Raw genomic sequence first — 10,620 nt, 5'->3', positions numbered from 1 at the left:
CACCGCCACCGTGTTGCTTCCGGTGGGACCATCGGGGGTAGCGGTGGCTCCGGCGGGGCCGGAGGCGACGGCGGGCACGGGGGCGCCGGCCTGAGCTTCAGCCCCGCGGAAAACGGCACGGCCGGTGTTGCGGGCGCCGCGGGCGTTGCCCCGAGCGGGTCCATCGGCGGTTCGGGGGGTTTGGGTGGTAACGGCGGCATCGGTGGCGTCGGCAGCGGCGCCGGCAGCACCGTCATCCCCGTCACCAATCCGCTCGGGCTGGCGGTCAGTCCCGACACCGGCGCAATCTACGTCACCACCGGAAGCAACACGGTGGCGGTGATCAACCCCGCTACCAACACCGTCACCGCCACCATTCCGGTCGGCTCGGGCCCGGCCGGGGTCGCGGTCAGCCCCACCGGCCCCTCGGCCGGCACCGTCTATGTCGCGAACGGGTTCAGCGACACCGTGTCGGTGATCGACCCCGTCGCCAACACCGTCACCGCCACCATCCCGGTCGGCGACAGCCCAGGCGGGTTGGCGGTCAGCCCTACCGGCCCCTCCGCCGGCACCATCTACGTCGCCAACCAACTCGGCAACACGGTGTCGGTAATCGACCCCGCCACCAACACCGTCACCGCCACCATCCCCGTCGGCGCTACGCCGAGCATGGTGGCGGTCAGTCCAACCGGTCCCGCCGCGGGCGCGATCTACGTCACCAACACCAACAGCGGCACAGTGTCGGTGATCGACCCCGCCACCAACACCATCACGGCCACCATCCCCGTCGGCATCGCCCCATTCGGAGTGGCGGTCAGCCCTGACACCGGCGCCGTCTACGTCGCCAACAATTTCAGCAATACGGTGTCAGTGATCGACCCGGCGACCAACACCGTCACCGCCACCATCCCCGTCGGCATTTCCCCGATCATGGTCACGGTCGACCCCACCACCGGCGCCATCTACGTCACCAGCCTCAACAGCGGCACAATGGCGGCGATCGACCCCGCCACCAACACCGTCACCGCCACCACCACCCTCAGCAGCCCCGGGTTCCAGGCGGCGGCCGACACCGCCGGCCCCGCGCCTGGCAACGTCTACGTTACGAACCTGTTCGGCGACTTGGTGTCGATGATCACCTGACGGTTCGTTACTTGCGCCGAGATTGCCGTGAGGGCTGTGCGGCGGTCGCGAACTGCAACCGTAGCGGCAACCTCGATGCCGCAAGGCACAAAGAGCGCGCCCGAAGAGATTCGAACTCCCAACCTTCTGATCCGTAGTCAGATGCTCTATCCGTTGAGCTACGGGCGCCTTACCTATTCAGTTATGTCCTCGAAAGGACCAGCGGAGGCGAGAGGATTTGAACCTCCGGTTCCCTTGAAGGGGAACAACTCATTAGCAGTGAGCCCCATTCGGCCGCTCTGGCACGCCTCCTTGAACTTCATGAGGGTACCCGACCCCACAACCCGCAGCCGCCGGAGGCATAGCGTACACATCGGCAACATATGCTGTCGAAGTGACTGCCCGCCTGCGGCCCGAGTTGGCCGGGCTTCCAGTTTACGTTCCCGGCAAAACCGTGCCAGGTGCAATCAAGCTGGCAAGCAACGAAACCGTGTTCGGACCGCTACCCAGTGTCCGCGCGGCCATCGAGCGCGCAACCGATGTCATCAACCGCTACCCCGACAACGGGTGCGTGCAGCTCAAGGCAGCCCTGGCCAAGCACGTGAGCGTCGCGGGAGGACCCGACTTCGCGCCCGAGCACATTGCTGTGGGCTGCGGGTCGGTCAGCCTGTGCCAGCAGCTGGTGCAGATCACCGCGGCACCGGGCGATGAGGTGGTCTTCGGGTGGCGCAGCTTCGAGCTGTACCCGCCGCAGGTCCTCACCGCCGGCGCCACCCCCGTCCAGGTGCCGCTCACCGACCACACCTTCGACCTCTACGCGATGCTGGCCTCCGTCACCGAGCGCACCCGGCTGATATTGGTCTGCAACCCCAACAATCCGACGTCCACGGTCGTCGAACCCGAGGCGCTCACCCGTTTCGTCGAGGCCGCGCCCTCGGACGTCCTGATCGCCATCGACGAGGCCTACGTCGAGTACATCCGGGACGGGATGCGGCCCGACAGCTTGGGACTCGTCCACTCTCATCCGAACGTCGTTGTGCTGCGGACGTTTTCCAAGGCCTACGGGCTGGCCGGACTGCGCATCGGCTACGCCGTCGGCCACCCCGACGTGATCACCGCACTGGACAAGGTCTACGTACCGTTCACCGTCTCCAGCGTCGCCCAGGCGGCCGCCATCGCCTCGATCGAGGCGGCCGACGAACTGCTGGCCCGCACCGACGCCGTGGTCGCCGAGCGCACCCGGGTCAGCGCCGACTTGCGGGATGCCGGCTTCACGCTGCCACCCTCACAGGCGAATTTCGTCTGGCTGCCACTGGGCGCAAAGACCAGGGACTTCGTAGAGCAGGCCGCGAACGCGCGGATCGTGGTCAGACCCTATGGCGACGATGGCGTTCGGGTGACCGTCACGGCCAAACCGGAAGAAAACGATGCGCTGCTGCGGTTCGCGCGCAGCTGGAAGGCGGACCAGGGAGACCAATGAGCTCGGCACGGGAGAAGTTCAACGAGTTGAAGGCGCGGACCGGCAAGATCGCCGACGCCGAACTGGACGAATTCTGGGAGACCCTCGCTCCCATGACCCTCGACGGCATGATCGGCGAGTGGAAGGGTGGCGAGTTCGACACCGGACACAGGATGAACGGGCAGTTGGAGAAGGCCCGGTGGTTCGGCAAGACCTTCAAATCGGTCAGCGACGTGCAGCCGTTGGTGTGCCTCGATGACGACGGGAACAAGTTCTCCAACGTGGCGATGGGAAAGGGCGAGGCCAGCCTGTGGCTGGAGGAGTTCCGCGGCGAGGTCACCGCGACGATGGTCTACGACGGCCAGCCCGTTCACGATCACTTCAAGAAGATCGACGACGACGCGGTGATGGGCATCATGAACGGCAAACACGTCCGCGACAACGGGCGGTACTACTACTTCTTCCTCGAGCGGGTCTAGCCCCGTCGCTCCCCGGCCAAGCCAGCCCGCTCGAGCGTCACGCCGGCGTGACGGCCGGCATCCAGCGCCACGCCAGTGTGACGGTCGGCGCTAGCGTCGGCGAGCGTCGTCGGGATTGCGCCCGGTGAACGCGACCAACCTGTCGAGTACGGGGGCGTCGTCGGCCACCGACACCGGCGGATCGAAACCGGCCGCGCCGCGTTGGGCCGGCTTGATCAGCGTGTGCGCCAACCCCAACACGTACTCGGAAAGCGAGTCGGGCGCGTCCACCTGCCGTCCCACTGACACCGCGTAATCCCAAGCGTGGACCAGGAATTCGAGCGAAAACACCGCGACGGCCACGTTGGCCGGCATCGCCCCCTGGCCGAGTGACACCTCGCCCTGCAAACCGTGCCGGTGCCAGGCGTCCAAGGCGGGGCGGGCCGCACCGATGATGCGCCGTTCCACCGACTCGGTGTCGTCCGGCAGCAACGAGAAGTCCGCGTCCACCATGCCGCCGAGGGTGGTAATCGAGTTCAGCAGGTGTTCGGTCAGGCCGGACACGTCGAACTCGGTGCACGGCGTCTGTTTGGTCAGGTCGTCGGCAGCGACGGTGTGCACGACCTGCTGAAGCACCCCGAGCGTCGCCTCCGCGCTACGCAGCTCGTCGGCGGGCGGGGAATCTGGTCCGGGGCGCAAATCTGGGGGCATACCCGCCACGCTACGGTCTCGGTCATGGGCGAGACATATGAATCCGTGACCGTCGAGGTCAAAGACCGGGTCGCACAGGTCACGTTGATCGGGCCGGGCAAGGGCAACGCGATGGGGCCGGCCTTCTGGCGGGAGCTCCCCGAGCTGTTCCCGGCCCTCGACGCGGACCCCGAGGTGCGGGCCATCGTCCTGACCGGATCGGGCAAGAACTTCAGCTACGGCCTGGACGTGCCGGCCATGGGAGGCTCGTTCACTCCCCTGTTGTCCGGCAACGCACTCGCCGGTCCGCGCGCGGAGTTCCACCGCGAGGTCAGGCGGATGCAGGACGCCATCAACGCCGTCGCCGACTGCCGCACGCCCACCATCGCCTCGGTCCACGGTTGGTGCATCGGCGGCGGTGTCGACCTGATCTCGGCGGTGGACATCCGCTACGCCAGCGCCGACGCGAAGTTCTCGGTGCGTGAGGTCAAGCTGGCCATCGTCGCCGACGTCGGCAGCCTCGCCCGCCTGCCGCTGATCCTGAACGACGGACACCTGCGCGAGCTGGCGCTGACCGGCAAGGACATCGACGCCGCCCGCGCCGAGAAGATCGGGCTGGTCAACGACGTGTTCGACGACGCCGAGGCCGCGCTGGCCGCGGCACACGCCACCGCCGCCGAAATCGCCGCCAATCCCCCGCTGACCGTGCACGGCATCAAGGACGTGCTCGATCAGCAGCGCATCGCGGCGGTGTCGGAGAGCCTGCGCTACGTCGCCGCCTGGAACGCGGCGTTCCTGCCGTCGAAGGACCTCACCGAGGGCATCGCCGCGACGTTCGAGAAGCGCCCGCCGCGGTTCACCGGCGAATAGCGCTGAACCACAGCGCGACGGCCAGCCAGCCGGTGGAGATCGCCAACCCGGCGAACTCCAGCCACCCGACGGTGGTCCCGGCGCGGTGGTTGGTGTCGATCAGGTGGCTGACGGCGTGCAGCGCCCAGTGCGCCGTCGCAAACGCCAGCGCCGGCACCCGCCAGGACGGCCGACGCAGCGCGCCCAACAGCAACAGGCCCAGCGGCAACTCGAACGACGCATTGTCGAATATGTAGTGGGTGTTGCGGACGCCGAAGGCGCCGAGGGTGTCGAAGAACGTCTCGGGCGCCACCCACTGGAATAACCCCAGGCCAACGGAGTAGGCACCGAAAACGAGGAGGATGACCTCTACGTAGCGTGAGACGTAGCGTGAGCGGGTGAGCATGCGCTCAAAGCTAGGCTCGCGGGGGTGACTGTGACACCAGACGGCAAGATTCGTGTCCCGGCCGACCTCGACGCGGTGACGGCAATCGGCGAAGAAGACCACTCCGAAGTCGGTGACGCCGCCGTCGAACGGATCTGGCAGGCCGCGCGGCACTGGTATGAGGGCGGCATGCACCCCGCCATCCAGCTGTGCCTGCGGCACAACGGGCGCGTGGTGCTCAACCGAGCCATCGGGCACGGCTGGGGCAACGCCCCGACCGACGAACCCGACGCCGAGAAGATTCCCGTCACCACCGACACCCCGTTCTGCGTGTACTCGGCGTCCAAGGGCATCACCGCGACGGTCATCCACCTGCTCGTGGAACGCGGGGTTTTCGACCTCGACGACCGCGTCTGCGAATACATCCCCAGCTACACCAGCCACGGCAAGGACCGCACCACGATCCGGCACGTGCTGAACCACAGCGCGGGTGTCCCGTTCCCCACCGGCCCGAAACCGGACCTCAAGCGCGCCGACGACCACGAATACGCCCAGGAGCAGCTCGGCATGCTGCGGCCGCTGTACCGGCCGGGTCTGGTGCACATCTACCACGCGCTGACCTGGGGTCCACTGATGCGCGAGATCGTCTACGCCAGCACCGGCAAAGACATCCGCGACATCCTCGCCAGCGAGATCCTCGACCCGCTGCACTTCCGCTGGACCAACTTCGGCGTGGCCGAGCAGGACGTGCCGCTGGTCGCGCCCAGCCACGCGACGGGCAAGCCGTTGCCGCCGGTGATAGCCGCGATCTTCCGCAAAGCCATCGGCGGAACAGTGCACGAGATCATCCCCTACACCAACACCAAGGCGTTCCTGACCACCGTGGTGCCCTCGTCCAACACCGTTTCCACTGCCAACGAGTTGTCGCGGTTCGCCGAAATCTGGCGCCGCGGCGGCGAACTCGACGGCGTGCGCATCATCAGCGCGGAGCGGATGTACAACGCCGTACAGGAGGCCCGACGGCTGCGGCCGGATTTCGCGGTGGGCCTGCTGCCGGCCCGGTGGGGCACCGGGTTCATGCTGGGCACCGATCGCTGGGGGCCGTTCGGTCGGAATGCCCCTGCGGCGTTCGGGAACCTGGGCCTGGCCAACATCGCGATCTGGGCGGACCCGGCGCGTGGTTTGGCGGGCGGCGTGATCAGCAGCGGCAAGCCCGGCAAGGACCCGGAGCTCAAGCGCTACACCGCACTGATGAACACCATCGCCGCCTCGATCCCGCGGGTGTGAGCGTTTGTCGATGGACTAGGCGGGCATCCATCGGAGCATGGATTCCGAACGCTTCCGAAAACTGCTGAACACTGCCGGACCGTTTTCGTCCGTCTACTTCGACGACTCACACGACAGCCACGACGCCGCCGCACAACTCGACCTGAAATGGCGCGCCGTGCGTGAGGAACTCGAGGAGCAAGGCGCAGACAAGTCCGTCATCAGCGAAATCGAACGCGCCGTGATGGATTTGCGGCCACCGATCGGGCGCAGCGGTCGTGCGGTCGTGGCTGGGCCGACGGGAGTCCTCGTCAACGAGCATCTGGCACGTCCCCCCGCCGCGACCGTGGTGCGCGTGTCGGAACTGCCCTACCTCGTTCCCATCCTCCAACTGGGCATGGAACAACCGAACTACCTGCTGGCGATCGTCGACCACACCGGCGCCGACCTCACGGTCCGCGACGGCAACGGGATACGCTCGGAGACCGTCGACGGCGGTGGCTACCCCGTCCACAAGGCCGCGGGCGCCGAAAACGCCGGGTATGGCGACCCGCAACCGCGCACCGAGGAGGCCGGCCGTAAGAACCTGCGGGCCGTCGCCGACCGTATCGCCGAATTGACGGACGGGACGGGATCCGAGGCGCTTTTCGTGGTCGGTGAGGTGCGGTCCCGCTCGGACCTGCTCGCGGAATTGCCCGAGCGGATTCGCGAACTAGCGGTGCCGCTCGAAGTCGGCGCGCGGCACAGCGGGCACGACGTAGACGAGGTGCAGCGTGCCATTGAATCCTGGTTCACCAAGCGGCAATTGCAGATACTCGACCATGCCGCCGAGCGGTTCAGCGCGGAGATCGGCCGACAATCCGGACTGGCCACCGAAGGGTTGGACGGCGTGTGTTCGGCACTGCGACAGGGGGCGGTCGAGACCTTGATCATCGGGGAAATGGGCGACGCCACCGTGGTCACCGATGAAGAGCTGACCCACATCGCGCCGAACGCTAACGTGCTTTCCGAGCAAGGGGCGGCGCCCGCCAAGACTTTGCGCGCAGACGAGGCGCTGCCGTTGTTCGCGGTGGCGGTCGGAGCATCACTGGTGCGTACCGACGAGCGGATCTCGCCGGCCGACGGGGTCGCCGCGGTGCTGCGCTACGCGCCAACCTTGGGTTGATCGGGCCGCGAGCGCGCCGTTCGGCCGCGAGTGCGCGCCGGTCAGCGCGAGCGCGCCCAAAATGCCAGCCGCAGCAGCGTGTCGCCGTACAAATGAGCGCCCTCGCCGCGTAAACCCCCAGCCCCCCCGCGCCCGGTCAGCGCGAGCGCGCCCAAAATGCCAGCCGCGACGGCGTGTCGCCGTACAAATGAGCGCCCTCGCGGGCGGGCGGCCACGACAGCCTGCTGAGTCGAAATATGGCCCGCAAGCGTCGACTCCGACATAGTTGGCCGAATGGGCGATCCGGTCACGCTGCTCACCAGCGCGATCGCCGGCCTGATTTTGGCGATGGTCACCACGCCGGTAGGTGTTTCCGGGGCCGTGTTCCTGCTGCCCGTGCAACTGACGATCTTGGGCGTGCCCAATCCTGCGGTTACGCCGACGAATTTGCTGTTCAACATTGTGGCGACGCCGGGGGCGTTACTTCGCTACCGCCGGGGCACGACTCCAGGCAGTCCATTCCGCGCCAACCCGTTGACCAAGGTGCTGGTCGTCGGGACCGTTCCCGGCGTTGTATTCGGTTCGCTGGTGCGCGTGTTTCTGATTCCTGGCCCCCGCCTGTTCCGCCTGGTTGTCGCCGCAATCTTGTTGCCGCTGGGCCTCTGGCTCTGCGGGAAGGCCCTTATCCGGTCACCCGCGAAGCGAGATCCGGTCGTCCCGTCGTCATTGGCGATCGGCGCTCTCGCGCTAGGCGTCGGGGTCGTCGGCGGCATCTACGGCATCGGCGGCGGGTCGTTGTTGAGCCCCATCTTGGTCGGTCGCGGTCTGCCGACGCGCCTGGTCGCTCCGGCGGCGCTCACCACGACCTTCGTCACGTCCCTTGCAGGAGCGGTCGCTTATTCCCTGATCGCCCTGGCCAGCCCCGGCCAGCACATCGCTCCTGTGTGGGCCGTCGGACTGCTGGCCGGATTGGGCGGCCTGATCGGTGGCTACCTCGGCGCTCGGCTGCAACCGAAAGCGCCGGAAACGGTGCTCCGAACATTGCTGGGGTCGCTTGCCGTGGCCAGCGCACTGCTGTACATCTGGCAAGCACTCCGCATGTGAGTGGCGCCTACAAACAAACGGAACGCGACTCATCACACGGCGGTGGCGGAGGGATTTGAACCCCCGGACGGTTTTAGCCGTCTCTCGCTTTCAAGGCGAGTGCATTAGGCCGCTCTGCCACGCCACCCGGACAACGGTAAGCCAAGGGTAGCGGTGCCAAGTAGCGTGACGAACATGCGTGCCATCGTCGCCGAATCCGCCGAACAACTCGTATGGCAAGAAGTCCCCGACGTCACCGCCGGCCCGGACGAGGTACTGATCAAGGTCACCGCCGCGGGAGTGAACCGCGCCGACGTGCTGCAGGCCGCGGGTAAATACCCGCCCCCGCCGGGCGCCAGCGAGACGATCGGCATGGAGGTCAGCGGCGTCGTCGCGGACGTAGGCCCCGGGGTCACGGAGTGGTCGAAAGGCCAAGAAGTGTGCGCCCTGCTGGCCGGCGGCGGATACGCGGAATACGTCGCCGTCCCGGTCGGACAGGTGATGCCGGTCCCCCCTGCGGTCGAGCTCGCCGACGCCGCCGGGCTGCCTGAAGTGGCCTGCACCGTGTGGTCCAACCTGGTGATGACGGCTCATTTGAGCCCCGGCCAGTTGGTCCTGATTCACGGCGGGGCCAGCGGCATCGGCACCCATGCGATTCAGGTGGCACGCGCCCTGGGCGCCCGAGTCGCGATCACTGCGGGGTCGCCGGAAAAGCTGGAACTCTGCCGCAGCCTCGGCGCGCAGATCGCGATCTCGTACAAGGACGAGGACTTCGTCGCGCGGATCAAGGAGGTGACCGACGGCGGCGGCGTCGACGTGATCCTCGACATCATGGGTGCGGCCTATTTGGACCGCAATATCGACGCGCTGGCCACCGACGGCCAACTCATCGTGATCGGCATGCAGGGCGGGGTGAAGGCCGAACTCAATCTGGGCAAGCTGCTCACCAAGCGCGCGCGGGTAATCGGCACCACGCTGCGCGCCCGCCCGGTGAGCGGCCCGAACAGCAAGAGCGAGATCGCGGCGGCGGTGACGGCGTCGGTGTGGCCGATGATCGCCGCCGGCCGAGTCCGGCCGGTCATCGGCACCCGCCTGCCGATCGAGCAGGCCGCGGAGGCCCACCGATTGCTGGTGTCGGGCAAGACTTACGGAAAGATCCTGCTGACGGTCTGACGACCGACTACGCGCCGCAAAGGGTCGGGTCAGTGCCACCGACTTTGCAATAGGGGAACTGCTGTTCCTTTCCGGCGCTGAACGTCAGGCCTTGCCCGTTGCCGACCAGCGTCACCGTCACCGGGTCGCCGGGAACGGCCCCGTTGAGGTTCGAGCTGCTGTCGACCGTGCCGGTGGCCGTGTCCCCCGCTATCGCGGTGATCGTGAAGTTCTCCATGCCCATGTCGTACGAGTGTTGGCCCTTGCCGTTGGCTGCAATCACGAGACTCTCCCGGTGCGCGTGCCAGCTTCCGACGAACGGTTCGAGTCCGGCGAGGCCGGTACGCGCCGTAGTGGTGGTCGTGGTGGGCTCGGCCGGGGTAGCCGGGAGCGCCGGCGTCGAAGGCTCGACCGTCGCGGAAGTCTGTGCGGTCACCGGGGACTGCGAGGTGGTCCCGGGCCTGCTCAGCAGGTAGCCGCCGACGATCCCTACGACGGCCACGATCACAACCGCTGCGGCGATCGCTGCGATCCGCCCTCCGCCGAGTCGGGTTGGCTCGGCGGTCGGGTATGCGAGCGGCTGCGGCGAATACTGGGCGGGTGGCCCGGGCTGTGGCCGTGGGGCGGGGATGGTCGGTTGTGTGCGCGGTGGTGGGGGCGGAGGTGGATTGTGGCGACGAGTGGACGCAGCAAGCGACGGACTCGACGGCGTGGCCAAGGCTTGGCGGGCCGCAACGGCTAGCGCATTGGCGCTCTGGTAGCGCTCGTCGGGGTTCTTGGCCATGCCGGTGGCGATGACGTCATCGAATGCGACGGGCACCTGGGGGCGGATGTGGCTGGGCCGCGGGGGATCCAGCGATAAATGCGCGGCGATTTGTTGATGCATGCTGTCGCACGGAAACGGCAACTCCCCGGTCAGGCATTCATGCAACACGCACGCCAGCGCATAGACATCGGAACGGGCATCGGCGACCCCGGTGTTGAAGCGTTCCGGGGCCATGTAGGCCATGGTTCCCACCATGACGTTGGTGCT

11 protein-coding genes and 3 tRNA genes are annotated in these 10,620 nt (G+C 67.4%); 8 read left to right on the top strand and 6 right to left on the bottom strand.

What is annotated here, in order from left to right:
• On the top strand, positions 1-1,122 hold a 1,122-nt coding region (locus BST27_RS28525; protein ID WP_487246509.1), incomplete at its 5' end, for a YVTN family beta-propeller repeat protein.
• A gap of 95 nt (positions 1,123-1,217) precedes the next feature.
• Here the strand turns inward: BST27_RS28525 and BST27_RS28520 are convergent.
• Together BST27_RS28520 and BST27_RS28515 are read right to left on the bottom strand one after the other, a co-directional pair.
• A tRNA-Arg gene (locus BST27_RS28520) sits at positions 1,218-1,290 on the bottom strand.
• A 34-nt stretch (positions 1,291-1,324) separates the two neighbouring features.
• Positions 1,325-1,413: transfer RNA gene (locus tag BST27_RS28515), tRNA-Ser, on the bottom strand.
• 82 nt (positions 1,414-1,495) lie between these two features.
• Here BST27_RS28515 and BST27_RS28510 point away from each other — a divergent pair.
• Both BST27_RS28510 and BST27_RS28505 read left to right on the top strand, forming a co-directional pair.
• Positions 1,496-2,581: an aromatic amino acid aminotransferase gene (locus BST27_RS28510; protein WP_069420120.1), complete on the top strand. Its 1,086-nt coding sequence runs from the start codon at positions 1,496-1,498 to the stop codon at positions 2,579-2,581.
• Complete coding sequence (locus BST27_RS28505; RefSeq protein WP_069420119.1) at positions 2,578-3,039, top strand: DUF4334 domain-containing protein; 462 nt, start codon at positions 2,578-2,580, stop codon at positions 3,037-3,039. Before BST27_RS28510 ends, BST27_RS28505 begins: the two co-directional genes overlap by 4 nt.
• 90 nt (positions 3,040-3,129) lie before the next feature.
• Here BST27_RS28505 and BST27_RS28500 read toward each other — a convergent pair whose 3' ends face one another.
• The gene (locus BST27_RS28500; protein WP_069420118.1) at positions 3,130-3,729 is read right to left on the bottom strand and encodes a TIGR03086 family metal-binding protein; all 600 of its coding nucleotides are present in this window, start codon (positions 3,727-3,729) and stop codon (positions 3,130-3,132) included.
• A gap of 24 nt (positions 3,730-3,753) precedes the next feature.
• Between BST27_RS28500 and BST27_RS28495 the strand changes: the two genes are divergently transcribed.
• Positions 3,754-4,578, top strand: a complete 825-nt coding sequence (locus tag BST27_RS28495) for a crotonase/enoyl-CoA hydratase family protein (RefSeq protein WP_069420117.1) — start codon at positions 3,754-3,756, stop codon at positions 4,576-4,578.
• On the opposite strand, the gene BST27_RS28490 is transcribed toward BST27_RS28495, so the two are convergent.
• On the bottom strand, positions 4,565-4,963 hold the full coding sequence (locus tag BST27_RS28490; protein ID WP_069420116.1) for a hypothetical protein: 399 nt from the start codon (positions 4,961-4,963) through the stop codon (positions 4,565-4,567). The two genes, BST27_RS28495 and BST27_RS28490, sit on opposite strands and share 14 nt — an antisense overlap.
• Positions 4,964-4,993: 30 nt before the next feature.
• On the opposite strand from BST27_RS28490, the gene lipE reads away from it, so the two are divergent.
• The 3 genes from lipE (at position 4,994) to BST27_RS28475 (ending at position 8,456) form a co-directional block, all read left to right on the top strand.
• Positions 4,994-6,229, top strand: a complete 1,236-nt coding sequence (lipE, locus tag BST27_RS28485) for a lipase LipE (RefSeq protein ID WP_069420115.1) — start codon at positions 4,994-4,996, stop codon at positions 6,227-6,229.
• A 37-nt stretch (positions 6,230-6,266) separates the two neighbouring features.
• Positions 6,267-7,373 carry an Rv2629 family ribosome hibernation factor gene (locus BST27_RS28480; RefSeq protein WP_069420114.1) on the top strand — a complete coding sequence of 369 codons (1,107 nt, stop codon included), beginning with the start codon at positions 6,267-6,269 and terminating at the stop codon, positions 7,371-7,373.
• 273 nt (positions 7,374-7,646) lie between these two features.
• A complete protein-coding gene (locus BST27_RS28475; protein ID WP_069420113.1) occupies positions 7,647-8,456 on the top strand; it encodes a sulfite exporter TauE/SafE family protein in 810 nt (269 codons plus the stop codon).
• 40 nt (positions 8,457-8,496) lie between these two features.
• Here BST27_RS28475 and BST27_RS28470 read toward each other — a convergent pair.
• Positions 8,497-8,583 (bottom strand) — tRNA-Ser (locus BST27_RS28470).
• A gap of 47 nt (positions 8,584-8,630) precedes the next feature.
• On the opposite strand from BST27_RS28470, the gene BST27_RS28465 reads away from it, so the two are divergent.
• Positions 8,631-9,608 (top strand): NAD(P)H-quinone oxidoreductase, encoded by a 978-nt coding sequence (locus BST27_RS28465; protein WP_069420112.1) that lies wholly within the window; start codon positions 8,631-8,633, stop codon positions 9,606-9,608.
• A gap of 7 nt (positions 9,609-9,615) precedes the next feature.
• Here BST27_RS28465 and BST27_RS28460 read toward each other — a convergent pair.
• On the bottom strand, positions 9,616-10,620 hold a 1,005-nt coding region (locus tag BST27_RS28460; protein ID WP_170062387.1), incomplete at its 5' end, for a serine/threonine protein kinase.

It is taken from the genome of Mycobacterium intermedium, assembly GCF_002086275.1.
Lineage (GTDB): Bacteria > Actinomycetota > Actinomycetes > Mycobacteriales > Mycobacteriaceae > Mycobacterium > Mycobacterium intermedium.
Note: the sequence above shows the minus strand (reverse complement) of the source record. Positions and strands in the feature narration are given on the sequence as shown.

Coding starts and splice junctions, on each gene's coding strand:
- BST27_RS28505 (WP_069420119.1), top strand. CDS start 2,578: ATGAGCTCGGCACGGGAGAAGTTCAACGAGTTGAAGGCGCGGACCGGC.
- BST27_RS28500 (WP_069420118.1), bottom strand. CDS start 3,729: ATGCCCCCAGATTTGCGCCCCGGACCAGATTCCCCGCCCGCCGACGAG.
- BST27_RS28495 (WP_069420117.1), top strand. CDS start 3,754: ATGGGCGAGACATATGAATCCGTGACCGTCGAGGTCAAAGACCGGGTC.
- BST27_RS28490 (WP_069420116.1), bottom strand. CDS start 4,963: ATGCTCACCCGCTCACGCTACGTCTCACGCTACGTAGAGGTCATCCTC.
- BST27_RS28480 (WP_069420114.1), top strand. CDS start 6,267: ATGGATTCCGAACGCTTCCGAAAACTGCTGAACACTGCCGGACCGTTT.
- BST27_RS28475 (WP_069420113.1), top strand. CDS start 7,647: ATGGGCGATCCGGTCACGCTGCTCACCAGCGCGATCGCCGGCCTGATT.
- BST27_RS28465 (WP_069420112.1), top strand. CDS start 8,631: ATGCGTGCCATCGTCGCCGAATCCGCCGAACAACTCGTATGGCAAGAA.